The sequence below is a fragment of the Bradyrhizobium cajani genome, from assembly GCF_009759665.1.
GTDB lineage: Bacteria > Pseudomonadota > Alphaproteobacteria > Rhizobiales > Xanthobacteraceae > Bradyrhizobium > Bradyrhizobium cajani.
In genome coordinates, this window is record NZ_WQNE01000006.1 from 1 (window position 1) to 26,140 (window position 26,140).

The 26,140-nt window shown below is 58.1% G+C and carries 18 protein-coding genes and 2 pseudogenes; 8 read left to right on the forward strand and 12 right to left on the reverse strand.

Annotation, left to right across the window (positions count from 1 at the left end):
- The 3 genes from GPL20_RS09890 to GPL20_RS09900 form a co-directional block, all read right to left on the reverse strand.
- The coding region (locus GPL20_RS09890; RefSeq protein ID WP_246250219.1) for an AMP-binding protein at nt 1–1,745 on the reverse strand (1,745 nt) is incomplete at its 3' end.
- A 763-nt stretch (nt 1,746–2,508) separates the two neighbouring features.
- Nucleotides 2,509–2,895: an ectoine synthase gene (locus GPL20_RS09895; protein ID WP_100233488.1), complete on the reverse strand. Its 387-nt coding sequence runs from the start codon at nt 2,893–2,895 to the stop codon at nt 2,509–2,511.
- A gap of 812 nt (nt 2,896–3,707) precedes the next feature.
- Nucleotides 3,708–3,917, reverse strand: a complete 210-nt coding sequence (locus tag GPL20_RS09900) for a hypothetical protein (RefSeq protein WP_167532966.1) — start codon at nt 3,915–3,917, stop codon at nt 3,708–3,710.
- Nucleotides 3,918–4,311: 394 nt separating this feature from the next.
- Between GPL20_RS09900 and GPL20_RS09905 the strand changes: the two genes are divergently transcribed.
- Nucleotides 4,312–4,515, forward strand: coding sequence for a hypothetical protein (locus GPL20_RS09905; RefSeq protein ID WP_157329403.1), 204 nt, complete (start codon nt 4,312–4,314; stop codon nt 4,513–4,515).
- Nucleotides 4,516–6,860: 2,345 nt separating this feature from the next.
- Here GPL20_RS09905 and panC read toward each other — a convergent pair.
- The 7 genes from panC to bioB form a co-directional block, all read right to left on the reverse strand.
- The gene (panC, locus tag GPL20_RS09925) at nt 6,861–7,712 is read right to left on the reverse strand and encodes a pantoate--beta-alanine ligase (protein ID WP_157329404.1); all 852 of its coding nucleotides are present in this window, start codon (nt 7,710–7,712) and stop codon (nt 6,861–6,863) included.
- Nucleotides 7,713–7,715: 3 nt separating this feature from the next.
- Nucleotides 7,716–8,594, reverse strand: a complete 879-nt coding sequence (gene panB / locus GPL20_RS09930; RefSeq protein ID WP_157329405.1) for a 3-methyl-2-oxobutanoate hydroxymethyltransferase — start codon at nt 8,592–8,594, stop codon at nt 7,716–7,718.
- Nucleotides 8,595–9,871: 1,277 nt separating this feature from the next.
- The gene (locus GPL20_RS09935) at nt 9,872–11,137 is read right to left on the reverse strand and encodes an adenosylmethionine--8-amino-7-oxononanoate transaminase (RefSeq protein WP_157329406.1); all 1,266 of its coding nucleotides are present in this window, start codon (nt 11,135–11,137) and stop codon (nt 9,872–9,874) included.
- Nucleotides 11,134–11,769, reverse strand: coding sequence for a dethiobiotin synthase (gene bioD / locus GPL20_RS09940; protein ID WP_157329407.1), 636 nt, complete (start codon nt 11,767–11,769; stop codon nt 11,134–11,136). The genes GPL20_RS09935 and bioD overlap by 4 nt, the downstream gene beginning before the upstream one ends.
- A complete protein-coding gene (locus tag GPL20_RS09945; RefSeq protein WP_157329408.1) occupies nt 11,769–12,920 on the reverse strand; it encodes an 8-amino-7-oxononanoate synthase in 1,152 nt (383 codons plus the stop codon). Before GPL20_RS09945 ends, bioD begins: the two co-directional genes overlap by 1 nt.
- A 77-nt stretch (nt 12,921–12,997) precedes the next feature.
- On the reverse strand, nt 12,998–13,351 hold the full coding sequence (gene panD, locus GPL20_RS09950; RefSeq protein WP_157329409.1) for an aspartate 1-decarboxylase: 354 nt from the start codon (nt 13,349–13,351) through the stop codon (nt 12,998–13,000).
- A 49-nt stretch (nt 13,352–13,400) separates the two neighbouring features.
- Nucleotides 13,401–14,396 (reverse strand): biotin synthase BioB, encoded by a 996-nt coding sequence (gene bioB / locus GPL20_RS09955; RefSeq protein WP_157329410.1) that lies wholly within the window; start codon nt 14,394–14,396, stop codon nt 13,401–13,403.
- Between the two features lie 114 nt (nt 14,397–14,510).
- Here bioB and GPL20_RS09960 point away from each other — a divergent pair, with 114 nt between their 5' ends.
- The 4 genes from GPL20_RS09960 to GPL20_RS09975 all read left to right on the forward strand — a co-directional run bounded on the left by GPL20_RS09960 (nt 14,511) and on the right by GPL20_RS09975 (nt 17,742).
- Nucleotides 14,511–15,146, forward strand: coding sequence for a GntR family transcriptional regulator (locus GPL20_RS09960; protein WP_157329411.1), 636 nt, complete (start codon nt 14,511–14,513; stop codon nt 15,144–15,146).
- Between the two features lie 136 nt (nt 15,147–15,282).
- On the forward strand, nt 15,283–15,600 hold the full coding sequence (locus tag GPL20_RS09965; RefSeq protein WP_157329412.1) for a Dabb family protein: 318 nt from the start codon (nt 15,283–15,285) through the stop codon (nt 15,598–15,600).
- A gap of 154 nt (nt 15,601–15,754) precedes the next feature.
- On the forward strand, nt 15,755–17,149 hold the full coding sequence (gene pabB / locus GPL20_RS09970) for an aminodeoxychorismate synthase component I (RefSeq protein WP_157329413.1): 1,395 nt from the start codon (nt 15,755–15,757) through the stop codon (nt 17,147–17,149).
- Nucleotides 17,146–17,742, forward strand: coding sequence for an anthranilate synthase component II (locus GPL20_RS09975; protein ID WP_157329414.1), 597 nt, complete (start codon nt 17,146–17,148; stop codon nt 17,740–17,742). The genes pabB and GPL20_RS09975 overlap by 4 nt, the downstream gene beginning before the upstream one ends.
- A gap of 91 nt (nt 17,743–17,833) precedes the next feature.
- Here the strand turns inward: GPL20_RS09975 and GPL20_RS09980 are convergent, their stop codons facing one another.
- Nucleotides 17,834–18,358, reverse strand: a complete 525-nt coding sequence (locus GPL20_RS09980) for a hypothetical protein (protein ID WP_254125188.1) — start codon at nt 18,356–18,358, stop codon at nt 17,834–17,836.
- Between the two features lie 2,213 nt (nt 18,359–20,571).
- Between GPL20_RS09980 and GPL20_RS09985 the strand changes: the two are divergent.
- Both GPL20_RS09985 and GPL20_RS09990 read left to right on the forward strand, forming a co-directional pair.
- Nucleotides 20,572–21,477: pseudogene (locus GPL20_RS09985) on the forward strand (IS110 family RNA-guided transposase); the annotation flags it as partial.
- A gap of 341 nt (nt 21,478–21,818) precedes the next feature.
- Nucleotides 21,819–22,299 (forward strand): annotated as a pseudogene (locus GPL20_RS09990) (IS5/IS1182 family transposase); the annotation flags it as partial.
- A gap of 126 nt (nt 22,300–22,425) precedes the next feature.
- Here the strand turns inward: GPL20_RS09990 and GPL20_RS09995 are convergent.
- Nucleotides 22,426–24,681 (reverse strand): hypothetical protein, encoded by a 2,256-nt coding sequence (locus GPL20_RS09995; protein ID WP_157329415.1) that lies wholly within the window; start codon nt 24,679–24,681, stop codon nt 22,426–22,428.
- 961 nt (nt 24,682–25,642) lie between these two features.
- Between GPL20_RS09995 and GPL20_RS10000 the strand changes: the two genes are divergently transcribed.
- A complete protein-coding gene (locus GPL20_RS10000; protein ID WP_157329416.1) occupies nt 25,643–25,972 on the forward strand; it encodes an IS1096 element passenger TnpR family protein in 330 nt (109 codons plus the stop codon).
- The last annotated feature ends 168 nt before the right edge of the window (nt 25,973–26,140 follow it).

Here is a 26,140-nt window from a genome sequence, read left to right on the forward strand (position 1 = left end):
GGGCGGTTCAGGTAGCCCCGTGCCACCCCCGCCCCGCCAATGTAAAGCTCGCCCACCGCGCCGAACGGCACGGGCGCGCCATGGCCATCAAGCAAGTACACCCGCGTGTTGGCGATTGGACGCCCGACGTGAGGCATCTGGGGCCAACATGACGGATCAGCTGCAAGGTGGTGCTCAGAAATGACGCTGATTTCCGTGGAGCCATATTGATTGATCAATCTCGCGTTCGGGTGTGCTTCGAAGAACTCCCTAAGCAGTGGAGTGGCCTGCAATCGCTCGCCGGCTGTATAAAGCTCTTTTAAAGAGGGCAGTTGCACGCGCTGGGTGCTCCAGACTTCCGCAAAATGATTCAATGCCACGAACGGGAGGAAAAGCCGCTCGATCGCCTCCCGCTCTACAAATTCCAATAGGTCGGAGAATCGCCTCCGGGTCTCTTCCCGCAGGAGCACAAGCGCTCCGCCGTCCTTCCAACAAATGAACAATTCCTGGCAGGACACATCGAAGTTCAGGGTCGCGAATTGAAGTGTGCGCAGTTTTAACGTGCTAATCCCCGCAAGCGAATTCATAAGCGCGCCATGGGACATTTCAACGCCCTTGGGGATTCCGGTTGAGCCGGAGGTATAGATGACATAGGCAAGATGGCGCGAGGTGAGGCCAAGCGTGCCCGGGTCCGGGTTCGAAGCCGGCCGGTCGGCCCAAGGCGGGATCGCCGTCTCCAGATCGACCACCGTCACATCGGCCACGGCCTCGGCGCCCAATGCGGTTCGACCGGCGACATCACAAAGCAGCAGTTTCGGTTTTGCGTCGTCGACGATCTGCCGCAGCCGCGCTGACGGATAAGCCGGATCTAGCGGCAGATAGGCGCCGCCAGCCTTCATGATCGCCAAGACACCAACCACCATCGCTAGGCTGCGTTCCAGGCAGATCGCCACCGGCTGGTCCGGCTCGACCCCAAGCTCGATCAGATGATGCGCCAGCCCGTTGGCCCGCGCATTGAGTTCGCCATAGCTCAGTCTCTCCTTCTCATGGACCACCGCCACTGCTTCCGGCGCCTTTTGCACCTGCGCCTCGAACAGCTCATGGATACATCGCTCATACGAACAAGGCGCCGCCGTCCGATTCAACTCCTCCAGTAGATACGCGCGCTCGTCAGTCGGCAGAATGCCGATTCGGCCGACAGGCTGCCCCGCATCGTCCATCACGCCGCGTAACAAAGCTTGCAAATGCTGCGTCATGCGGTCGATCTGCTTGGGCGCTAATCGAGCGGCATCAAAATGCCAGCGGAAGCTCCCATCCAGAGCGCGAACCTCAAAAGTCAGCAAATCGCCGCATAAGGCTTGGCCAGCCTTGTGGCTCGTCGACAGATCGTCGGCGGCGGAACAGCTCTCTTTCGTGATTGCAATGCCGATCGGCCAAGGCTGGCGTGCCCGGAGCGCCTCTACACTTCGCAATGTCGGGCAGCGCGCGATAAGATCCCGAGTATAGCTAGCGTGCGTCCTCAGCTGCGCGACTTCGGCCGCTACGGTTTTGCGCACTTCTTCAAAATCGAGAGCAAGCTCAATGCAAACATCCATCGGCACGACGGAGGCGATTAACGCCTCGACGAGTTTACAGCCAGTTTGCAATCCATCCCATGCAGGCTTCCATCCCAGTTGAAATTCGGTTTCCCCCGTCATCCGAGCGAGATAGATCAGCCAAGCCGTTACCAGATATTCCGACCGATCCTGTGGGGAAAGTTTAGCCAAAGCGCTTGGGCTACACCACGAACTCGACTGCCATCGAGAAGGCGCCGCAGCCACGGACGATGACACGAAAGGAGGATGCAATCTTCTAAACTGTTCGAGCCGCCGTCGCCAAAACTCCTCCCCTCGCGCCAGGAGTTCATGTGCGGCAGATATGCTGTGCACCTGTTCATCGCTCAAGTTCGGAAGGCGACTTCCTTGATTCACGCAAATCGCTCACACGTTCGAATCTGTTTTGGGGCTTAGGCTGGTCTGCATTGATGTGGCGAGACCCGCCGAAGCAGATCACTCAATTTTCCTGCCAACCTTCCGCATCACCAAAAATGATGCGGGCGGTATCGGAGCTGCCACTCGACCGCGTCAGAGTTCTGGTAAGCGTTCGCATCGACCGACTTCTCCTCTATGGCACTCTTTAGAGGATTACGCATGTATCGTGCCAAAGGTGAAATCGGGTGCAATCAATGCGATAGCCACAGCGGTGCTATGTCAGCTATCCAACAGCGTCGCCAGACATCGTACAGCTGAGCGCGCTATCAATCGGCACAAGCCTTCGCCCGCCCGGTCTTCCCGACAAGGAAAAAGGGACCCGGAATACCAAAGTGATTTGTCAACTCAGCCGAAGCGCATCGCGTGCGCCTTTAGTACAACCGGGACAAACACTTTTTCTAAGGTCCGCGCGTGCGATACGAGGCAGTGCTGGATCGCTCGAGTAAATGTTTCTCGCAATTAGCGGCAGTCATGTTGGATTGGCGTTTCTTCGCATCCCTCAATATGTGGAGCCTGCCGGGTCGTCGAGCTTGTGGCGCTCGGTTCCGGTGAGGGGCGGGTTGAAGATGCTAACGAGGATCATGTCGTTGTTTCGTCCCCCGCGCAGGAAATGCTTGTCATGCTTGTCAAGCACATACATGTCACCCTTGCGAATGGGAAAGACATTCCCGTCCATGTCCTCGACCTCGCCCTCTCCGCCGATGCAGTAGCAGGCCTCGAGATGATTCCGGTATTGCAGAAGAGAAACGGTGTTAGCGCGCACCACGGTGTGGCAGATACTAAAACCCATGCCGTCCTTATCCGTCAGAAGGCGGTGGCTAGTACCATTGCCCCAATCGACGAAGTGATCGGTTGCTTCGACGTCGTACAGGCTACGCACAATCATAGTGTTGGATTGCCCGGTGCAGGTTGACGTGATTGATCCAAAAGCTGGAGACCGTTGTTCTGCCAGGGAAAAGCGACTTCCCTGTCGCTGGGCCGAACTGCGATCTCCGTCGAAACAACCAACCGTCGGTCGCCGAGAGCCTGTGCAGTAGGCCTATGGGATCGGCTACACGCAAAAGGCCTTCCATTTGCCCGATGGCGACTAGTGAAAATATCGGCGCGACGGTATTTCGCAGGCGAGCCTCGGCGCGCACCAACTTGATGTTCCACCTTTCGCGTGGCGCCGGCGCTCACCTTTATATTCCCCAGAATGCTGCTGGAGATATTGCCGGCGACATAAACTTTCTCCAGTCGCAGATTTGGCAAGTCGTTTCCTTCCTTGCTGTGCCTCTGGCCGCGAATATGGTTCCGCAGCGTCTCAGCTAGTAGAGCAACTTTCATGCCGTGGTCGCAGACCGATGAAAAGATGAAGTTGTGGCTGTCTCAGCTGGCTAGCGACTGAGAACGATTTGGCTGGGAGTGTAGCCAATCTAACAAACTGCCGAGGATATGGCCGAATACAAACAGGTCCGCGAGCGAGGACCGATCGAACAGTGCGGCTCTTTAATCCGCTATGGGCTAGTGCCGATATAGATTGAGCACCTGATACGCGAGCCGAATGAACTCACGTGGAGGTCAGCAGATCAGGTCGTCGGGACTAGGCCAACAGCGGGCGAATATCATCGATTATTTGTTAGGTCGCGAGCTCATGATGATGCCGGCCAGCGAGAAATCGCGTAGTCCCAAATGCGCGTGTCGTTCGCGGCTCCGCGCCTAGCTCGCCGGCATGTCCGCCGCCTTCCGAAGGCTAAACGCGAGCGGGAAGGTCTCGTCCGAAAGAGACTCCAGCGCGGTCCGCTCTTCGGTGAGGCGTTCTTCGATGAACTGACGTTCGACGTCCGACAGGTTCGACTTCAGCAGGCGACGATAGCGGTGGATGTTGTTGCGGTGAGCACGAATGCGGGCCAAATATTCATCGAGCATCCTGGACGCTCCTGAGTCGTCGCAATCTTACGAAGAGATATTCAGGCGAGCATGTCGTCAATCAACGCGCCGCCTGTCATCGCACCTCGGAAGCCGTTCGGCAGGCGGATAAGGACCATGGCAGTTCGTGATATCATTAGTTCGCCTAGCCTAGCCTTTCCATGGCGACGATCTGCAGCGTTTTTGGCTCGCCATACGCCGTCTTTCTGCACGGTTAGTCCTCAAACAGAGCTGGACGCTTGTAAGGTCGCAAGGAATAGTCGGTCACGCCCGCGGCGCCGGACGCCTGTCGCTGACAAGCTCGCCCGCCAGTATTCTCTCCCGACGAGCTGAACATCGTTTGTCGATGTGCTATACGCATCTTAGTTGAGAACAGCTTTGTTTGAGAGTTTCGATGTCTCTTTCGATTGGATTGATTGTCGACGGCTATGTGAAACTAAACAACCGCAGCGCGCTGGAGAACCTTCTGGTGCATCGGCGGGAGCTACTGCAGCAGTTGAACTGCGTTACTGGAGTTGATCCGAAGCCAGCGATCGCTCAGGTCACTCAAGACATCACAGTGATCGAAAGGGCGCTTGCGGCGCTCCCACGGCAGTAAGCAGCAACGGCGCACCGGCTCGCGTGAGTTGACTGCGCTCCGGCGCCGAACACTGAGTTCGCCCTCGCTTCCGGACGAAGGTAATTAGCGCGATGCCTCACCGGCATCGTGGCGCGCAAGGGTAGTGCGCCAAGGCTTGGATGCGCTGCCCGTTGTGCGAGCTACTCTTTTCGTTTCAACGATCGGCCTGGCAGCGAGCAACGCGCCAACCGATTCACATCTGATAACGCCGCGTCTTCGGTGACGTTAGTCCGCCATCGATTTGCGACCACGATACACCTCTGCGAACTGGCCGGATCGCTATGCCGTAGGCGACGCGACGGCGCGCGCGAACATGGATAGCAGGACAGGATCTTCAGCACTGTGACTTGGAACTTCACCTCAATGACAAGCCATGCCCTAGATCTATCGCCACATCGTTGGTGCTCTTGAAAGAGCTTCCTGACCGAGCTGTTTAAGCAGATCGGGGGCGCGTCTCACCTCTGATGGCGGCGTCCAGGATTGTGGTGGCGACGTAGGCGCGGACGCCGGCATCATACGGTGGGACGCTCTCGCAGACTTCATCCAGGATCGTCCGCAGAAGCCCGGTCGTGGCACCGTCCAGCATCGGGAGATCTCCCTCATACCATCGAGAAAGATAATGGGCATTTGCTCGACTGCAACCCAAGTACATCAGATCGTATGCCTCCGCGACTGCCGGTCAGCCGATTTGCAGCGCGGCGCAATGTCCAGCATCTCTGCGATCGCTGATCCATTGCGGCAGCTCGCTTGATCGGCCTGCTTTTGTTTTCTCGTCGGACGCCTCGGCTTAACAGACAAGTTTGCTGAAGCTCAGAGGCGAATGTGACGTCCCTGCGATCATGCTCTGCGATTATGTACGGCGTGCTCGTACTTGCGCGCCGGACTGACTGGGCGGATGCGGCAGGCCAATGCTCGGACGGTGCTAGTTCGTTGCTCAGGCTTATGAGGTTCAATTGCCGCTAGATAATTTGCCGTTCATCGCGCCTGCTGCGTTCAACCAATGCCTTCGGCATACCTGCCCAGATGGAGTTGGTAGAGATAGCTCGCCACTGCCCTACTCAGATGTCGTTTCACAACACGGCACCTATAGGCGCAAAAACCCGAGCGCTTCGCCATCCTGCACTATAGTGGGACATCGCGATCAATTCTTGCGATGAAGCATATCTTTGCCTCAAGAACCAGCGCCCGCCCCACGCCTGGCGACGGAATCGGGCCACCGGCGCACGCGCTCAGTGCCCCTTGGCTCGCTGCCCTGGCCTCTCTCGAGGAACTTCGGCTTTATGCAGGTTAACGAGGTCGTCTGCGCAATCGTGAAGTAATTTCATGGTCATGGGCGCGTGGTTATTGATCTAAATCGCACGTATTGGCAGCACACGACTTTGAGCGAAGCTCCGGCAATGCCCGCTTGCAGGTGGATGATCTCGATAGCGACTTGCGTTTTTGACACAGAAGCCTGGTGTAGCTGAAGGACCCCAGCACGGACACGCGAACGTCGCGTGAAAATTCATCGGGAGCGCTGCCGTAATGCAGGATTTGAGCGCGAGAGCGCCGCTCGTTGCATTAATCGATATTGCCATTTTTGTTTCAGTCTCCGCCCAGAGCAATCACATGCAGCGCGAGGGCGGCATATTCCGCGGCCACATTGTTGGGGCCATTACTGCAACTGAGCATGAGCGACGAGCGAGATGGCGTCGCCGAAAGCGCTGTCGCATCTGCGAGCTGGGCGCAACCCCTTTCCAGGGTGTGAGCTAGCATCCAGCTCACCGCGGGCTGCATGTGAAACGCTCCGATCTGACGCCGAGGCGCCTCGTTCAGGGAAGAGAAGCGACGGGGCTGTTCAGATTATCTGCTGTGTTTGTCGAATCGGAAAGGCAGGCTATATGAATCATCTCGGCAGCAGCCATCGTCGCACAACATCTGTGATGACAGACGAACAGCACGAGCTGGAGCGCTGCAGGCAGGAGATTGCACACCTCAAACAGCTGGTTGTACGTCTTTCTGAAATTGTTTTGCGCCACGTCGTACAGAGTGCGCAAAGCGGCCGGAATGTCCCGGAGGGTCTGAGCGAGCCGCCGAAGTCATAATACGGAAAGCGAACCCGCGCTTGGCTGCTCTCGGCAGGGTGGGAGCGGCCCCGCCTCGCTCCACCCCGTCAGCGCCAGAGCCAATCTCCAACCGGGCATCATGAGCTCGAGCATGAGGCGGTTGTTCAGCACGCAAAGGGCAGTTCCGGATCGCCTTCGAGAGTTCTTCCGGGATGGCGAGGATTCAGGGCCAACCTATCCGGTTCGACTGCTTCTGAGCGCAATCACTTGCGTATCTGGCTACGATGGCGACCAGGACAGGACTACATTGTCGATCAACCGAGTCGAGCCGATGTACGCTGCGACACAGAGCACCGCCGGAGAGCGCAGAGAGCTCTCGGTAACCCTTAGGGTTCCAGTGTCGACAAGCTCAAGGTACTGCAGTCGATCGACCCTTCCCAAATGCTTTCTCGCAAGCGCAATCAGCGTTGCCGCGTCGCGCTCCCCTGAGGCAAACTCTTGCGCTGCGGCGAACAAGCCACGGCTGATCGCAAGGGTCCGACCACGTTCTTCCGGGCTGAGATAACGGTTGCGACTGCTCATTGCCAGCCCATCTGGCTCCCGCACGGTTGGCACAGTGACAATCTCGATCGGAAGATTCAGATCAACCGTCATGCGGCGTATCACAGCGCATTGCTGAAAATCCTTCTGTCCAAAGTACGCGACGTCCGGCTGCACCATATTGAATAGCTTGCAGACGACAGTCGCTACACCACGAAAATGCCCAGGCCTGAAGGCTCCGCAGAGCGGTTTTGCGAGTTCGCCCGGCTCGACAAAGCTCTCAAATTGAGCCGGATAGATCTCCTCTGCACTTGGTGCGAAGATGATGGAGACCCCGGCACTGCGGCACAACGCTTCATCGCGCGCGAAGTCGCGAGGGTACTTGCTGAGATCCTCATTTGGGCCGAACTGAGTAGGGTTGACGAAGATGCTGACGACAGTCACGTCACAGTGTCCCCGGCTAGCCGAGATCAGGGCCAGGTGGCCGTCGTGCAGGTACCCCATCGTCGGAACGAATCCGATGCGCTTATCGGCATTGCGAACGTCTGCAAGGGCGCGACGCAGCTCAGAGACCTTCGTGATTACTTGCATATCTTACCTTGTGGTTGAATTGGAGGGCGCCCAGTTGGCGACGGCATGCCGAAGCTGATCAGGAAGCCGATAGCACTCCTCTGAGCCTGGGAATGCACCTTTGCGGATATCGGCAGCCCAGCGCGACAGCGCCTCCTGGAACAGCTGGAATCCATTTGCATAGGTACGAACGAATTTGGGGCGATGGCCTTCGGTCAGCCCCAAGACATCATGAAACACGAGCACTTGGCCCGAGCAATCGGGTCCTGCTCCGATCCCGATGGTAGGTATCGTGAGAAATTCGGTCGCTCGCGCCGCGAGCTCGGCAGGAATGCCCTCCAGGACCAGCGCGAAGCAGCCGGCTTCCTGCAGACGGTGCGCGTCATCGAGCAGCCGCAAGGCGGTGTCCGTTGTCCGTCCCTGCACCTTGAATCCACCCATGACGTTGACGCTTTGCGGGGTCAGACCGAGATGTCCCATCACAGGAATTTCGCAATCGACCAAGGCGCGTACCATCTCGATGCGTTTGGCGCCCCCCTCGAGTTTCACAGCATCGGCGCCACGCTGCAGGAAACCTCCGGCATTGCGAATCGTATCTTCAGAACCGACATGAAAGCTCAGAAAGGGCATGTCGGCCACAAGCAGGGCATGAGGCCTCGTGCGCGCAACGGCCTCCAGGTGATGATTCATCATGGCCACGCTGACGGGCAGCGTGTTGTCGAATCCCAGGCAGACGTTTCCAACGCTATCGCCGACCAGGATGATGTCGACAATGGGATCCGCGATGCGCGCCGCAACCGCATCGTAGGCGGTGGTCATCACGACACGCCGGCCTTTATCTTTCCACTGCTGCAATGCCGGAATCGTGACACGCTCTAGAGGCTGCTCTGAATTGTGGCTCATATTGGACCCGCTCCCACACACCGTCGGCGCTTCCTAGAGAACGCGGGAGAAACCTGTCAATGGCAATGAGGATGGAGATCCCAGTTCTCTAGAACTGGAGAACATCGCAAAAACAGTCCAATGGTCGCGCGACCATGAGCCAAAATCCTTCTCATCGCGATTTCACCACCCCATGGCTCGTCTTCCCCTACGGTTTCAGCGACTATGCCGGCCGAAGCCTCGATCGAGGAGCGGCGCTCGTGATGAGCCACCATCTGCACGCGTTTCTGGGCTGATTGCAGTCTCTTCAAACGGTGACGGCTCGACCGGACCGAGCTGGAGATGCGCGCAGTGGGGACTCCGTCTTTAGGGCACACCTCCGTGCCTGCCCCTAGGGGTACTCGTGAGGCTCCTGCTTCGGCGCTGGCGCGCCGAGCAAAGCGAACGGATGGCAGGCCAGGAACGTCCAAAGGTGACAGGCGGCTGTGAGCGCAGCGAGAGCCGCGGTCGAGTAGACGTCGTCGCGAAGGCGCTCAGACCGAGCCAGCCTGCCGGCCCTGTAGGCCCTGAGGTCGATTATTTTTGCCGATGTTTCTGTCACTTGATTTCCACGCGCTTTAGAGGGCTCACTCGAATTCTCAACCAGGGCCGTACCATCACAACTCAGTCCATTCCTAAGCCGCTCTCCGCCATCGAAGCCATTTCTGATCGGCCTCCCGCCGAGCCTTGAAGCGGTTGACGCATTTCTTGGAGCAAAGGGCGGTCCGCCAGCAGTAATGGCGGATCAGCCCAAACTTTCCGCCGCATACCGCACAGCATGTGGCTGAATGGTCGAGGGAATTACGGAAGCCAATGTGCATTCTCGCCTCCTGTCAGACATTTAATCTGGAAGCCCTGCTGCCCTCTGACCACGGCACCACGTCCGCACCAACGGTGCGGTCTTCCGGCGGCCTGTCTTCCTGGTGCTTGCAGCCATCAAGTGACTGATGTGCGACTGCCTCGCGAAGCATTACTTTCCGCAGAAAGCCTCGCTGAGAATTTGCTCAAAATAATGGATTTATCTAATCGTGATTAACGCAATTCGCTCGACATTTCGGTCAAATGCTGCGCTTTTCTTGGCTAGCCCGCAGGATTGCTGCGGCAGCCGGATCGGGAGCGCTTAAAGCAAGTGCTTAAAGCACGATCAGCCTGCGAGCAGAGTGTGCTGCATTCTCGTTGCACTATCAGGCGGCAGCAATACGGACATTTTGTCTTGCATGATCCTCTCACTGCAGACGATTAAAACACGCCGATGCAGCTCACATCAGCAAGTCAGCAGCGTCACGTATTGCAGCATAGATCTCATCAAGGTCGCCGGCCGTAACGCAGTAAGGCGGCATCACATAGATCGTGTTACCGAGTGGGCGTAACAGCAGATTCCGCGCTTGGAAGAAAGCCAAAAGCTTCAGCCCGATGTCCGCCAGATAGCCAGCATCGCTCGTGCTGAGTTCAAGCGCTGTGACTGTTCCTGTACGTCGGACGTTTGCGAACCGTGAATCGGTGCGGAATGGCGCGAGTGCCTGTTCTTGCATGCTGGCTAAGGATGCCAGCCGCCGGCGATATTCCTCGTCCTGCCACAGCTCCAGATTTGCCTTGGCGGCGGCACAAGCCACTGGATTGGCTGTATATGAGCTCGAATGAAAAAACGTACGCGTGCGATCTTCAGAATAATGCGCATCAAAAATATCGGCACGACAGAGTGTGACGGCGAGCGGCAGCGCCCCAGCCGTGAGGCCTTTCGAATAGCAGGCAATATCGGGCGTGACACCGGCCTGCTCACACGCAAACAAGGTACCCGTCCGGCCCCACCCGGTCATGACCTCGTCCGCAATGAACAGGACGTCGAAGGCTTCGCAGATCCGCTTCATCTCTCTTAGCACCGAGGGAGAATACATCAGCATTCCACCGGCGCCCAATATCAGGGGCTCCACGATAAAGGCTGCGGGATGCTCGCTTCGGCACGCGTTTTCAAGCGCATCGAGCGTTATTTGCTCACGATCTCTTGCCGGGAACGGAATCGAGGTCACCTCGAACATCAGCGCCCCGTAGGCCGCATTGAAGACGCCACGGCTACCTACCGACATCGCCCCGATCGTGTCGCCATGGTACGAGTGCTGCATCACCACAATTTGGGTTCGCTGTCTTCCGGTGTTGTGCCAGTAGCCGAGCGCCATTTTCAGCGCGACTTCGACGCTGGTCGACCCGCTATCGGAGAAGAACACATGCTCCAGCGCCGAGGAGGTGACCTTCAATAGTTCCGTCGCAACTTGCTCAGCCGGATCGTGAGTGTATCCGGCGAAGATGACCTGATCGAGCTTGCCTGCCTGTTCCCGAATCGCGTTAACGATGCATGGATGGCAATGGCCGTGGGTCACGACCCACCAGGAAGAGATTGCATCGATAAGGCGTCGGCCATCTTCGGTGTAGAGATAAGCCCCCTCCCCCCGCAGCACCTTCGTCATGTCCCGCTGTAGAGCATGTTGCGTGAACGGGTGCCAGATCGGCGACCTCTTGGCTATCTTCATAGGTTCAGGAAATCACTGCTAACAAAGGAGTCTTTAAAAGCGGCCTGCAGCCTTTCGTCCGTGAGGGGAAAAAGCCACGGGAGCCGCCCCAACCAACGCACTCTCCCCATCTCGCAAATCGCGCTTTCAGTTTCGGCGTTTCTTTCGCCAATGAACGCAATTCCAAGGATTCGAATCTGACGCTTCCGCAGTGCCTCTATGGAGAGCAGGGAGTGATTGATTGTGCCCAGTCCCGTCCTTGCGCAAAGCACGACGGGAAGCTGCCAGCGCTCGAAAATGTCGATGTAAAGAGTGCGCGCTGTCAGCGGCACCATGAGTCCGCCGGCGCCCTCGATTACGAGTTGCCGTTCGCCGCTGTCCGGCAGTCGAAGCGTCTCTGTATCTACGCGAATGCCGTCGATCTCCGCAGAGTAATGGGGCGACGCAGGCGTCCGAAGTCGATAGAGCTCGGGGACAATGCGATCGGACGAGAGGCCGCCGAGGCGACGGACGCACTCGGAGTCGGTCTCTTGTTCGAGTCCAGCCTGGACCGGCTTCCAGTAATTCGCGCCGAGAAGGCCGGCGAGCCCTGCGGAAAATACCGTTTTGCCGACCCCGGTGTCCGTACCAGTCACGACGATCCGCTTATTCATCAAATTGAGCCCCTCGTCACCTCAACCAGCGCATCGAGCATTGCGCGCACGTCCGCTTCCCCGACATTGAGCGTCAACGAAATTCGCAAGCGGGCAGTGCCTGCAGGGACGGTTGGCGGCCGAATTCCGCGGATATCGAAGCCGCGCGCCTGCAGAGCAGAGGCAAGTCGCATTGCATGAGCATTGTCACCTACGATGTACGGCACGATCTGAGAGGTCGATGGTGTGCGCAAACCGAGCGAGGTGATCTGCCGATGCGCAAACGCGACGAGTTTGGCCAGCCGTCGCTGCCGCTCCGGCTCTTTCTGCAGGACGAGGAGTGCCTCTCGAACGGCAACCGCCATCAATGGTGATGGAGCGGTGGCAAAAATAAACGGACGGCAGCGGTTGACCATGAAATCGCGCAAGATGCCGGAGGCCGTAACAAGTGCACCCGCCGCACCGAGCGCTTTGCCGCAGGTATGAACGACAATCAGATTTTCACGCCTGTCATAAGGGGCCGTGAGCCCTCGTCCCTGATGCCCGTAAGCGCCTGTGGCATGAGCCTCATCCACGATCAGAAAGGCGTCTTGGCGATCGGCGATTGCCACCAGCTCTTCGAGTGGAGCGAAGTCGCCATCCATACTGTAGAGACTTTCCGCCACAATCCAGACGCGGCCCGCCCCACCTTTGGTTCGCCAGTCGCGAATTGCGTCTTCGACCGACTGGGGATCATTGTGCGCGTGAATTCGACACTCTGCGCGGCCGGCCCGCGCCCCCTCGTGAATACTAGCGTGCACGAGCGAATCGAGAACTAGCAGATCGCCGCGCTGCGGCAGCGTTGTCAGGAGGGCAAAATTTGCGATATAGCCGCCTCCAAAGAAAAGGGCGGCCTCCGCGCCAAAGAACTGACCCGCTTCCGTTTCGAGCCGTTCATGCTCCTCGCAATTGCCGCGCAGCAGCCGCGACCCGCCGGCTCCAACCGGAGTGCCCGCCTCGAGCGCGGCGATCACCGCCTTTTTGATGCGCGGGTCGCTCCCGAGTGCGAGATAGTCGTTGGATGCGAAATCGATCCCCACGCGCGGCTTGAGGCAGCGCAGCCGTTTATCTTCGTTCAAGCCATTCAACGCTGCGACGTAGGGACTAAGTCTAGCTGTTTGGATTGACCGCATTCACCACTCTCACCGATCGCATCAAACTACGCAGAAAATGCGTTGGCCGTTTAAGAAGGAAAGATGGCCCGTTAGGTTCAACTTGCCAGGATGCGATTGTCTCCGTCCACACGCACAATGCGTGGCTTGAAGATCTTTGCTTCGGCCTCGTCGCATGAGGCATATGCAACGATGATGATCTTGTCTCCGGGCATCGCCAGCCGTGCGGCCGCACCGTTCAGGCTTATCGTGCCAGACCTCGGCGGCGCCTCGATCACGTAGGTGGCAAAGCGCGCTCCTGTTTCGACATTGTAGATTTCGACGCGCTCGTTGATCACCATTCCCGCTGCCTCCAGGAGCGCACGATCTATCGAGATCGAGCCTTCATAGTGCAGGTCAGCTTCGGTCACTGAGGCGCGATGGATTTTTCCCTTCATCAAAGTTATCTGCATTTCTCACCTAGGCTGGATGTAGGGCAACATTTTGCGGGCACTGCTTTCGTCAGGCGAGCCCGGACGTGATGCCGAGCCGGGCCAGCAGATGCGCATCGCGATCAACTTTCGGGTTTTTGGTGGTCAAGAGCACATCGCCGATGAATATTGAATTTGCGCCGGCCAAGAAGCAAAGCGCCTGCAATTCATCGGTTATGTATTGCCGCCCGGCGGACAAGCGAACCACACTCCTCGGCATCATGATCCGCGCGGTCGCCAGCAGCCGGACCAGGGCGATCGGATCGGGAGGCTCCGCGGTGTCTTCCACCGGCACGCCCTCGATCTTGTTCCACAGGTTGATCGGCACACTTTCGGGATGGCTGGGAAGGTTGGCGAGCAGCACGAGCATACCTAGGCGGTCCTCGACGCGCTCGCCCATCCCGATAATCCCGCCGCAGCAGATCTTAATGCCGGCATCGCGCACATGCGCCAGCGTATCGATGCGGTCCTGCAGGCTGCGGGTGGTGATGATCTTGCTGTAAAACTCGGGCGATGTGTCGACGTTGTGATTGTAGAAGTCAAGGCCGGCCTCGGCGAGGCGCGCGGCCTGCTTCGGCGTCAGCATGCCCAGCGTGACGCACGTTTCCATGCCGAGTCCTTTGACCGCGTTGACCATGTCGCAGACGGAATCAAGATCGCGATCTTTTGGCGTGCGCCAGGCCGCGGCCATGCAGAAGCGCGTGGCGCCGGCATCCTTCGCGCGCTGCGCAATCGCAATCACATCTGGGCAACGCATCAGACGGGTGGCTTTCAGCCCGGTCTCGTAATACGCGCTTTGCGAGCAATAGCCGCAGTCTTCCGGACAGCCGCCGGTCTTGATGCTGAGCAGGCTCGCGGTTTCGACGTGGTTTGGATCGAAGTTCTTGCGATGAGCGCGCTGCGCCTGAAGCATCAGGTCGGCAAAAGGAAGGTCGTAGAGCGCCTTAGCCTCTTCGACGTTCCAATTGTTACGAACCTGCGCCCTGTTGCTTGCTTCCTTCCGCTGGACTTGCGCCGCAGCATCCATAACCCAACCCCGTCCAATTGTAGATAATCGCGTGAATTATCTATAGTCATTGCTCTCGAAGAGATGCTAATCGAGCTGCCTCGCAAATGCACCGGTTATTGCGGTAGATAATCTATGATCACTGCTGACAACGTTACGACGGTGGCGCGCATCGCGGACTCAATCGCTGAGCGCATTATCAGCGGCGCCTTAGAGCCAGACGCGCCACTCCGTCAGGATCACGTTGCACGAGAATTCAACTCCAGCCACGTCCCCGTGCGCGAGGCCTTTCGGCAGTTGCAGGCACAACATCTTGTTGTCGCTGTGCCGCGTCGCGGTGTTCGGGTTGCCCCGCTCGATACCCGTTCAGTGAAGGAGATCGCCGAAATGCGCGCCGCGCTCGAAGTGGTGGCATTGCGGCATTCGGCGCCAAGGCTCACGACAGCTCATTTGGCTCGGATCGAGCTCGCCTTGATCGAAGGAGACAATGCAAAGACGATCGAGGAGTTTGAGACGGCCAACCGCGCCTTTCACCAAGCCTTGGTCGCGCCGTGTGGAATGCCGCGTCTGCTCGCGAGCCTCGATGGACTGCAGCTTGCCAATTCTCGATTGGTGTTCGCGATGGCGCGGACGGTGGGCTGGCGACCGCGCTCCAATCAAGATCACCGCCTGATTCTGCAAGCCTTGCGAACGCGCAACATCGATCAAGCCTGTAACCTGCTTACGCGGCACATCCAAACCATTGAGCGCCTTACCCTTCCGGCGTCCTAAGCAGATCTGGCAAGCTTCATTGCGGATCGCCGACGATCGCAAGCGACGATCATGCGGCAAGCGACGAGCCTCATTGCAACGCACTCTATTCCCAGATAGTTATGCCACCCCGCTAGCGACATCTCCACGGACGGCCATGATTCGTCACATCGTCTTCTTCAGCGCCAAGGACGAGGCGCATATCGATCAGATCATCGAAGGTCTTTCGCTTCTCACCACGATACCACATGCGCGCCGGCTTGAGGTTGCCCGCAACCGCAAGACCGATCAACTCGGCAACGATATCGACATCGTGGTCTATGGTGAGTTCGACAGCGAGGCGGAGCTCGCAGCGTACAAAGCGCACGATCGCTACCAGGAATCGATTAAACGGGTCCGACCTCTCCGCGAGCTGCGGTTCGCGGCCGACTACAATGTATCAATAGATACCCCTTTCGCCTCCACGGCAGGATGATCCAGGTGATGCCGGAGCAAAAAGTCCAGCGCCGGGTTAACTTGGCAATGGACCTCAAGTTTCGGGCCATCGCAGACAAGCGTCATTCTCATCGGGTGGGGCAACTGATGATACAGCACTCTTACGACGTCAGCCGCCGGTGACCGATAACCCGATGTACGTTCGCGAGTTGCAGTGGCTCGAACCTGTCACAGCGATGCGACATCTTGGGCATCAATCGCATCTCACGTTTCTCGATAGCGCAGCAAGGCACGAGCTGCTTGGGCGTTACTCATATCTAACGTGCGACCCGTTCGGCACCTACAAGGTCGCGAACGGCCAAGCCAGTTGGAACGGACTGACTCTCGAGGCCGATCCATGGAAGGTCCTTCGCATGCTACTCGCGAAGTACCCGCAAGAGGACTGTCCCGATCTCCCACCGTTCCAGGGAGGAGCGGCAGGCTACTTTGCCTACGACATGAACAGAACATTGGAGCGATTGTCTGCGCCCGCAAATGCCGGTTTGGGTTTGCCCCAGTCCACCCTGCATTTCTACGACGTGGTCATCAGCTTCGACCGCCGGGATAACAAATGCTGGATCGTCTCGACCGGCTGGCCGGAGCAGGATCGCGTGCGACGGAGCGAACGAGCGCGTCGTCGAGCCGACGAGTTTGCAACATTGCTTGCCGGTCCAAAGGCGCCACAGAAGGATTGTCCCAGCAAAGCGGGCGCATGGCGCTCGAACTTCAGCCGCGAGGGCTACATTGCGGCGGTACAACGCGTGATCGACTTAATCCTGGCGGGTGACGTGTTCCAGACGAATATTGCGCAGCGTTTCAGTGCCCGCCTGTCGACCTCGTTTGATCCGCTCGCCTTCTATTGCCAGCTACGATCATTGAATCCGGCGCCTTTTGCGGCCCTGCTGCGATGGGGAAAGCTGACCATCGCATCAAGCTCGCCGGAACGATTCGTGAAGCTTGAGGGGCGACAAGTCGAGACACGACCGATCAAGGGCACGATCGCGCGTTCGCCTGATTCCAAGGAAGACTACCGCCGTGCGGCTGTTCTCCTCGCTTCCGAGAAGGATCATGCCGAGAACACGATGATTGTCGACCTTTTGCGTAACGATCTGTCACGCGTTTGCACTGCCCATTCGGTCGAGGTTCCGGCCCTGTGCAATCTCGAGTCCTATGCCTCGGTGCACCATCTCGTGTCGATCGTTACGGGGACACTTGCCGGAGACGAAGACGCCGTTAGCCTGCTCCGTGCTTGCTTTCCCGGTGGCTCCATTACGGGAGCGCCAAAGCTGCGTTCGATGGAAATTATTACAGAAATCGAGCGCATAGCGCGAGAGGTCTATTGCGGGGCGATCGGCTTCATCGGCTTCAACGGGCACATGGACACGAGTATTGCGATCCGCACTGTCACGATCGATGGCGACCTGGCTTTGTTTCATGCGGGCGGTGGTATAACGGCCCTGTCGGAGCCCGAGGCCGAATACGAGGAAACGCTCGCCAAGGCAGAGCGAATCTTTGATGCATTTGGTTGTGAACCAGCTGGTGCTTTTTGATTATCATCATCGATAATTACGATTCCTTCGTTTTCAACATTGCCCGCTATTTCCACAAGCTCGGTGAAGCAACGGAAGTGATCCGAAACGACGCTATCAGCATCAGCGAGCTCGTTGGTCTCAAACCGCGCGCGGTGGTGATATCGCCCGGCCCCTGCACCCCAACTGAGGCAGGAATATCGACAGCAGTGGTCCGCGAACTTTCAGGACGCGTACCAATTCTCGGCATCTGCCTTGGACATCAGTGTATTGGGAGCGTTTTCGGAGGACGGGTGGCGCGCGCGCAACGGCCCATGCACGGACGGCGCTCATCCGTTGCGCATGACGGCCGAGGGTTATTCAAGGGACTGCCAACCCCGCTTGACGTCGGACGCTACCATTCTCTCATCGTCGAGCTTGATCAGTCATGTGCGCAGAACCTCATAGTGACAGCGCGTTCGGAGGAAGGCGAGATCATGGCCCTCACTCACGGCTATTATCCCACGTATGGGGTCCAGTTCCATCCGGAGTCGATCCTTACCTCACAGGGGCGCGTCCTGCTTATGAACTTCTTGCGACTGACAGAGCATTTCCAAAGCCACGCGGAGCAATGAGAGGCTCGGCTTGCCCATCAAGATGGTGGACCGTTGGTTTCCGACTTGGTTGGAAGGCGCAGCGGCATATGGCGCAGGCATTTTGTGGCAATCAGCGCTGTTCCGTGCTCGGCTCCGCAGTTAGCGGCGCGCCTCCGACAGAAATCGGACCTTGCGGTTTCAAGGGCCGGACGCCTCTCTTGGCCGGCTTGGATGTGGTGCGCACCGATGGCGAAGAAGCAGCAGGAGCAGGAGCAGGAGCAGGAGAAGCAACAAGCGCCGGATTCTGCAGCTGCTCGATTCTTTGGGTCAGGGCTGCGATCTGATCCGAGATCCGCTTTACCTCGGCTTGCTGCGCACCGACGTTGCGATTGAGCTCGGCAATTTCATCGGCTGTCTTCTGCTGCCCCGATTGGATCCCTAAAAGGACGTCCCTATCTTCAGGTGACAAGCCAAGCGTCGGAGGCACGACTTCATGCGCCGACGGCGCCTCGGCAAACGTTTCGATATTCGCCCAAAAATAGACTCCTCCGGCGCAAAGAACGAGCAATACGGCTAGAAGAGCAAAGATCCACCGAAAGCCTTTCGACGGGACCGGCGGCAACTCAGATGCTTGGGATTGATCCGTCACAGCCACACCCCGCTCTCATCATCTCGATCTGCTTTGGTTGTTTTCGTTGCCGCGATAGCAGAAGATGGTCAAGAGCTGCCGCGAGCCGCAATCCCCGCTGCATCATTTTCAGCAATGTTGTCCCCAAAGCCGGGTCTTGATCGCGTCAGGGTTTTTACGAGCAACGCAGGTAAATAATAGGGGCCGGTAGAGGGCATTACCCGTGAAGCACATTCATGCCTGCTTGCTCTAGAGAGGGCCGCCTCACCGAAAGGCTGGGCACGTTGACTTTGGCGCAAAAATGCTGCGCAACCCATGCAAGAAGCGCGTGATGCGAGCCCAACCGTAAGACTAACTATATCGTTCGATGGAGGGGGACTTGCGTTGTTAGTGGGCAACTGCACGAAGCCCAGCCAGGAGATCAGGTCGGCCGTTCAGAAACACCGGCACTATGCGAAAACGAAGCGGTTCGAGGATGGGGATCCCTACGGATGCCTGAGCAGATCATCTGCAACCGCCGGGCCTCCGTTTGTGGAAAACCATACCAACGTCCCTGTCCGGCTGCGTACGTATTTGCGTGAGGTCTTGTAGAGATCCTAGCGCGCCAAAGGTCGACCACGGGATCTAAATGAACGCAAATGCGAGCAGACTAGAGCAAAGCAGCGCAAGGCCAGCGGCGGTCAGGGCCAACAGGCTGCCGGACACCATGTCATGATTGCGCATGAACCGTCCCTCATGGCGCCCGGAAGCAGCACGAGCGGGCGGCTGCCTTCGTGGTGAATAGCCAATCACCAGATTACTACTCAAATTCGCTGCACTATTCCTGCAGTCTGCAAGAGAAAATGCCTTTTTTAAGCGCGATCGTCCCGCTGTTCGGCGGCTGCCGGCGAGAACGAACGAGTATCAAAATTTGTGAGGTGTTTGCTGGCCAATAGGCCGTGAGATGCCCCGTAAGAGCCGCCCCTCCTCCAAGGCACAGGATGTGAGCCGTTTCATATTTGCGATATATCGTTTCGAGTAATCCTTGTTGCATGCGCGTTCTCCTAATCCTCCTCGCGGCTTTTACGATCATGTTGGCGGCACGTGACCGGCGCCAAAATGGCTTCGTGCCACGCCCGACGGCATCCATGCCCCTGGTCGACGTGCCGTAACCCAGGCACGTGCCTCTGTCCGCAAACGACTTGACGCACTTCATTGGGCAACCACTCAGACCCATACTTGCGATCTGCACCGCTGCTGTAGGCAGCACATCTTCCGCCCTAGGGCGGGGACCGCCACGTCATTCTGTCATTGCGGAACTGGCGTAGCGGCACTTAAGTCCGGCAGCGCAGGCCCAAGCTCACGGAGCCGATCGGCACACTTCGCCGCCATCTCAAACTGGGCGGACGACTATAAATTCAACTTCGGACGAAAGGACACCTACCGCTGGCATTTCCTCGACATCGACATCGAGCGCCCGACATCGGCAGGGTCTTTTCTTTTGATCGGCTGGGTACGCGAAGTATAATATGCCCCACGCCGTAGAGTTCGGCAACTATTATGCCGTAGCCATCAAAGCGGACCTGGATCGCGAGCTGGTAAGAGAGTAGCACGGCTTAAGGCTATTCCGGAGGATGCACTCGGCAATTCCTAGACGAACTGCAAGACTTAGGTCGGCCGCAATACACCTCCCACTAATTCTCGACAATCATGATTTAACAAGATCAGTGTTAGATGCTTTGTACACTCCCATTCCGCACGATATCCCGAGGACGGTTCTGCGCGATGAGGTCGTGCGGCTTGAGGGCAATCCTTGTCGCATCGCCGCGAGCGTCGCATTTCTCACTCTCTCATGAAATTAATGGACCCAAGGTGATTTGGACCTCTTCTCTGGCGGCATTCAGAGCGGCGCGCGAACCGCGTACTAGTCAGCACCGATCTACGCCATCCTCGTCTTGGCCGGCGACTAAGCCATCGTCTGGTCGAGCTGCCCCCATTGATGCTGCGCCTCGCGTCCTGCGTGGCTCCGCGGCTCGGCTACAGCGTCGCGCATCACGGACCTCTTCGGCCCGTCCTCTGAGCATACTCAACTTTGCCCTCCCTCTTGAAGAAGTCATTAGTGCGAATGGAAATGGTGCTGTTCGTTGCTCCTAGTCGTTCGTGAACAAGGGTTTAAGTGATTGAGCGGGAGTCTGTTTTTCGGCCGAGTGGGCGTTTGAGATTGCAAGGATTTGGAGCTCAAGACCGCCAAACCTTGCGATTCGCTTGTGGTACGCAAGAAGCAATCGAGAAATCAGCTTGAACAGTCGCTGACGAATGTTCCCGCCTGCCTGATCGGAATGGAGGCTTGTGCAGGAGCACACCACCTGGGGCGCAAACTGGAGAAGATAGGCCATCAAGCACGGCTCTTGCCGGCACAGTATGTGAAGCCATATCTCAAAGGCCACAAGAATGACTTCCGTGATGCCGAAGCCATTGCCGAGGCCGTTCAGCGCCCGACCATGCGCTTTATCCCGTTGAAATCGGCCGAGCAACTTGACTTGCAGGCGCTGCACAGAGTTCGCAGTCGATTGGTGACGCAAAGAACCGCGGTCATCAATCAAATCCGAGGCTTTTTGCTTGAGCGAGGGCTGCCGGTCCGGCAAGGAGCGGCAGCGCTCCGATTGGCACTTCCTCAGATTCTCTCAGCGCCAAAGGATAACTTATCACCTCGAGTGATCTAGCTCATTCAAGACTTGGCCGAGGACTGGCGCTATCTCGACCGACGGGTCGCGTCAATGACGAAAGTAATCGACGAACTCGCTGATCGAGATCCACACTGTCGCCGCTTAATGAGTGCGCCCGGCGTCGGGCCGATCATCTCAAGCGCGATGGTCGCCGCCATCGGAACCGGTGATGCCTTCCATAAGGGCCGGGACTTCGCCGCATGGCTTGGTCTGGTACCGAAGCAAATCTCGACCGGTGATCGAACCATCCTCGGGCGCATATCGAGGCGCGGTAATCGGTACCTGCGGACGCTGTTCATTCAAGGTGCTAGAGCCGTACTTCTGCCGCGTCGGAGTTGGCCGCGGCATGGCTTCGGAGCCTGGTTGGAGGCAGCGTCCAAGCGGCTCCACTCTAATGTCTTGGTTGTTGCCCTGGCCGCAAAACTCGCGCGCATGGCCTAGAGCATGCTCACAAAGGCCGTGACTACGACGCCAGCCTCTTGGGCCGCAGCGCATGAGAAACAGGGCCGGAAAGGAAGATCCAAGGTCCGATCGGAAGGCACAATGACCCGCCGAGGTTTGCGAGACGGAAAGGACGAATGGAGAAACGGTTCCACCGACACTTCTGAAGCCTGGTTCGACTCCATGGCCCTTCTTGAGGCCGGCGAGTTATTGAGGACAGAAGTGGGCGGATATCCATGATGGCTCGGGGCCACAGCCCCAAAGTGAAGCCGGATAGATTGGCGCAGACCGCTACATCCCTTTGTCGATTCCTCTTGCAACGCGGGCGTGGTCCATAGATCGGCATGAAGGCCTCCGTCGTCACCAACAATCGCCGCGCTCCGGGCGGCATGTTCGTGCTGCACGCGAGCGCAATGCCCGACAATCCGTATGATGGGGCCCCCCTGCGGGAGTCATCGAGCGCACCGAGACGCTCACCGGCTGTCCGATCGAGCGGGCCTATGTCGACAAGGGGTGCCCCGGCCACGATGCCCAAAATCCCCGTCGCGTCTTCATCTCCGGCCAGAAGCGCGCCGTCTTCGGTGTCATCCAGCGCGAGCTGCGCCGTCGCTCTGCCATCGAGCCCATCATCGGGCACATGAAGGCCGAAGGCGACTTCGGCTACCTCAAAGGCCGCGCCGGCGACGCCGCCAATGTCGTCCTCTCAGCCGTCGGCCACAACTTCCGACGCACCTCGCCTGGCTCAAGAACTCTTGGGCCTCTTCCTGGAGTTGCTAATAGCGAACGCTTGCCACTCCAACACAGCTCAATCCGGCTTCTTAACTCAGGAGTTGGAGCCTGTGGAGCCCAAGGTGCGGTTCATTCGGCCACTGGATCCGGATGCGAAGAAGACCGATGCCGTACCACAAGCGGCACTCTATCGTGTCGTTTAACTAGTCTCGTATCGAGTCACCTGCGCGCCCCGCGCTCCGCTCCGGCAAACGGATGCCCTGGGTAGCCGCTAAAAGCGGAACCTAACAGGGACTTGCAGAACGCAGGCGTGAGCTTGCCGCGATGGATCACGACGTTTTCGTGACCCGTTGCAGCTCGAGCGTTCTGCCAGAGGCGGTTGTAGCCGCGCTGTTCGTTGGATTTCACGTGGCAAGCGGCGAATTCGGCGTCATCCAATGTCGTTAACTGCCACGCATAGACCGGCCGCTTCGTATGGATGTGCACCCACATCGGATTCACCGTACCATTGCGCAGTGGCGTAGGCTGCAGCTTGATCTCGAACAGCGTTCCTGGCTCGCCCTTCAACGCGCGCGGTGACTCCAAGGGAGCCAACTCCTCGGCCGCCTGCAACCGTTCGAGGTACTTCTGCGAGGGAAACGCATAAGTCTTCATGCAATCGATCTCGATCGAAGCCTTTCGCGCCTTCCAAGCATGTGCCTGCCCCTGAACCTCCGATAACATCGCCTTGAGGCGGACTATTTTGTCGTGCACTTCGGGCAGTTGCATAGGCGTGAGTAGGCCGCGTCGGCGAGGTTCGTCCAGCGCGGCTACACAGGCCTCAATCTCCGCAGATTGGCTCTGCAGCCGCTCAACCACGATATCCACGACGTGGTCGGCATCTTCGGGCTTCATGTGGCGCGCTTGCGAAATGGCTCTTTGCTCGCTGCGCAGATCGAATTGCAAGAGTTCGTCCAATCGCGCGAGCAGGCGCGTCAGTGTCTCCTTCGATGGCGGAGCCTGCCATATTGCCAAGTGTTCCCTCGCCGACGATGACATCCTCGTATGCGCCTCTTCCGCGCTCGCGAGTTTCTTCGTGCCCAGATCCGAGAGCACAATAACCTTGGTGGTTCGAGCCGTGTCGGCTTCGGGCCTAGCGAGCTGCGGCTCGGGCTGCCCGGCTGCCGAACTCCCCGCGCCTCCGGCCTGCCTCCGCTTGCCCTTCCCTTTCCTGCGCGTTGGACTGCCTTCGGCCGCCGGGTCCTTGCCGGCAGCGTCGGCCGGCAACGCAAGGGCAGCCTCCGTTGGCGCGGCAATGATGGCTAGTGTCTTCGGCTGCACTGCTAGGAGGCGCATGACCTCATGGGCAGTGACCCACGCGCCTTCCACGATCTGATCCAACAGATCCAACGGAAGCTCGGGACTTGCTCCCTTATGCCTTAGCTCGGCAACCATGTTGGGCAACGCCGACGCAAATTCCGATAGCCGCTCCATGACCCCTTCCAGAACGGCGCAGTGCTCTGCGTCGAGGGCTTGTCCTTTGCTGTGCAGAACAGCGTCGCCCGTTGAGAGGAATGCCGGAACAACATCGCCCATGAAGGTTCCGAGTAGACGTGCCCGACCGTTCTCACCCAAGAGGATTTGCCTGACAGCCGGGTCGAGCCTGCTCGCATGCGACTCAATCATGACCCGCGCGAGAAGGACTTGCGATTGCAGATGCACGCACCTCGTATTCAGTGCCCAGCCGGTATGCAGCCGTAGTGTCGCCTGTTCGGTCTGTCGCATTTCGGCCGTTGCACTTGGCAAGCTGGCAGTGGCTGCGCAGACGGACTGCATCCGTTCAGAGCGCAATGCCTTCTTTTCCCACCACTCCGTGCAGGCCAAATAGTGTTTCGCCACAGTGGAAGCCGCTCGGATCAGCTGGTCGGGCGGAGCATTGGATTGGCGCATCCGCTCGAGTATCTTTCCCGCATGCTCCCTACTCTTCTCCAAGGCGTAGATAGTCGGTTCGGCCAGCGCGTTGCATTCGTTCCCGGCACCCAGAGTCCGGTCACGAATTCGGCGAGCCTGATTTTCGGACAGAATGCTGCGCGCCACATCTGGAGACAGGCTCGCGTAGTAGTCCAGAACTGCTGCGCCTGCTTTGACAACCTGATCGATCAGCTCTTGCGCCTCAGACGAGCTCTGAGCGCCCATGGCAGCACTGTGGCAAGCATCAAGTTCCTCAAGTAGGCCGTCCATCTTTTGTTTCGCTGCATTGATCCCCTCACCGCTTGAGGAAATGGGGACAGCCACACCCGAACCTGAGGGCACGCTCGCGAGCGTCGCCATTCTATCTTCAGGCGCTAAGCACATTCGCTCCAAGACGGAGTTGAAAACTCGGTGGCCTTCCGCAGGGACAGAATTTGGTTCCGAATGCGCACTGCTCGATCCCGACGTGCTGTCGGCTCCTGCAGCCCCAACGTGCGGTTCGCCAGGTCGGCCAATGCCCGTCATGTTCTATCCTCCTACGGTCAACAATGCGCAGCGTCCCTGGATAGGCCGCCTGGCTGACGGTTGGCTGACGAAGGATGCTCTCCGGATGCACAACCCGCTGTCCGAGTTCCAATTTCATGGAAGCTGTTGTGGTGCTGAGGCAGCAATATGGGATGGTGCGGGATCGTCGATTTTAGCGCCTGTCCGCATTCCGTTGCCTCACCGTGACCAGTATGGAAATGTGCGCTGCCAGAAATAGCCCTGCCAAAGTCATTCCCAAATACCGAAAGCCGTCGAGCATGGCGAACCGCAGGGTCGATTTTCAGACTTTCGGCAACAGCAAAGCTCTTACCTACCGGGAGGAGATGCTATTGTTCGACCAAAGGGTTTCGGATCAACAATGCGTAGATCTGGCTCGATGTGGAACGTTCCGTCAAGACTACCTCTTCTTCTCGCGTTCGATGAGCAGAACCTACGTTGCGCAAGTCCTTTTCAGAATAGGACCTCGCTGAGGATGTTGCCCAGTTAAGCGCACTTAGAATAACAGCGCAGTGAGCGTGCCAAGCACGCCGACCGCCAATTCGATATCGGCGAACCTACCGTCGGCCCGTCTCGAAACAGCAGAAGCGTGAGAATCGGTTCCACCACCACAATTGCTCCCACCGATATCGCGATATGCAGATAATTTCGAGCTGCATGTATCCCAGTGCATATCCGAAGACGAGAAGGATACCGCCGAATGGTATCAGCAGAAACATCGACAAAAGCGTTGTCAGGTCCCCGCCGGCCTTTCCAAACTGCTTTGAGGCAATCAACGCTGCGAAAGCGCTACTCCAAAGAAACTGGCGCCAACCGCTCAATCTTCAATGCTGAACTCATCGCCTGACGTATCGAAAGCGCTATCAAGGTGGTTTCCAATCAATGGACTGCATCTCCTGGCTGCCTTGGACAGCTCGGCCGTCGATCTACACGATGCATGCACATGATCCGAGGCTGGCGGCATGAGCCTGAACACGACCGCGGTCCGGATCAAGGTGACCTCAAGGATGTGAAACCGGAGGTGACGCGATGCCTGGTCGTGCCGCTCACGCTGCGCCTTGATCGGCTGCATCTGACGCTTCAGGCGGCGTTTGGCTGGACGAACAGCCATCTCTTCGAGTTCCTAGCCGGCGAAGGACGTCGTGGTATCTGGTCCCGAAGGACATTTTGGCAATCAGCCCATCGATGCATCGCAAGACTCGGCTCTTCAAAAATCGTTCAGGAGACCGGCGCGACGACGATCCATTATCTCTATGACTTCGGTGACAGCTGAGACCAAGTGATCAAACTCGAAAAACGGTTCGACACCACGACGATAGAGGGACTTCCCTCCTGCTCGAGGACGTCGGCGGTGCGCCCGGCTAAGCGGAATACCTCGATGCCAGCGGCGACCCTACTCATCTGGAACATGAAAATATGCGCCTTTGGGGCCCGCACAGTT

Excerpts from the sequence above, each read along its gene's own strand:
- GPL20_RS09895 (WP_100233488.1), bottom strand. The coding sequence starts at position 2,895 with ATGATTGTGCGTAGCCTGTACGACGTCGAAGCAACCGATCACTTCGTC.
- GPL20_RS09900 (WP_167532966.1), bottom strand. The coding sequence starts at position 3,917 with ATGCTCGATGAATATTTGGCCCGCATTCGTGCTCACCGCAACAACATC.
- GPL20_RS09905 (WP_157329403.1), top strand. The coding sequence starts at position 4,312 with ATGTCTCTTTCGATTGGATTGATTGTCGACGGCTATGTGAAACTAAAC.
- panC (WP_157329404.1), bottom strand. The coding sequence starts at position 7,712 with ATGCAAGTAATCACGAAGGTCTCTGAGCTGCGTCGCGCCCTTGCAGAC.
- panB (WP_157329405.1), bottom strand. The coding sequence starts at position 8,594 with ATGAGCCACAATTCAGAGCAGCCTCTAGAGCGTGTCACGATTCCGGCA.
- GPL20_RS09935 (WP_157329406.1), bottom strand. The coding sequence starts at position 11,137 with ATGAAGATAGCCAAGAGGTCGCCGATCTGGCACCCGTTCACGCAACAT.
- bioD (WP_157329407.1), bottom strand. The coding sequence starts at position 11,769 with ATGAATAAGCGGATCGTCGTGACTGGTACGGACACCGGGGTCGGCAAA.
- GPL20_RS09945 (WP_157329408.1), bottom strand. The coding sequence starts at position 12,920 with ATGCGGTCAATCCAAACAGCTAGACTTAGTCCCTACGTCGCAGCGTTG.
- panD (WP_157329409.1), bottom strand. The coding sequence starts at position 13,351 with ATGCAGATAACTTTGATGAAGGGAAAAATCCATCGCGCCTCAGTGACC.
- bioB (WP_157329410.1), bottom strand. The coding sequence starts at position 14,396 with ATGGATGCTGCGGCGCAAGTCCAGCGGAAGGAAGCAAGCAACAGGGCG.
- GPL20_RS09960 (WP_157329411.1), top strand. The coding sequence starts at position 14,511 with ATGATCACTGCTGACAACGTTACGACGGTGGCGCGCATCGCGGACTCA.
- GPL20_RS09965 (WP_157329412.1), top strand. The coding sequence starts at position 15,283 with ATGATTCGTCACATCGTCTTCTTCAGCGCCAAGGACGAGGCGCATATC.
- pabB (WP_157329413.1), top strand. The coding sequence starts at position 15,755 with ATGTACGTTCGCGAGTTGCAGTGGCTCGAACCTGTCACAGCGATGCGA.
- GPL20_RS09995 (WP_157329415.1), bottom strand. The coding sequence starts at position 24,681 with ATGACGGGCATTGGCCGACCTGGCGAACCGCACGTTGGGGCTGCAGGA.
- GPL20_RS10000 (WP_157329416.1), top strand. The coding sequence starts at position 25,643 with ATGATCCGAGGCTGGCGGCATGAGCCTGAACACGACCGCGGTCCGGAT.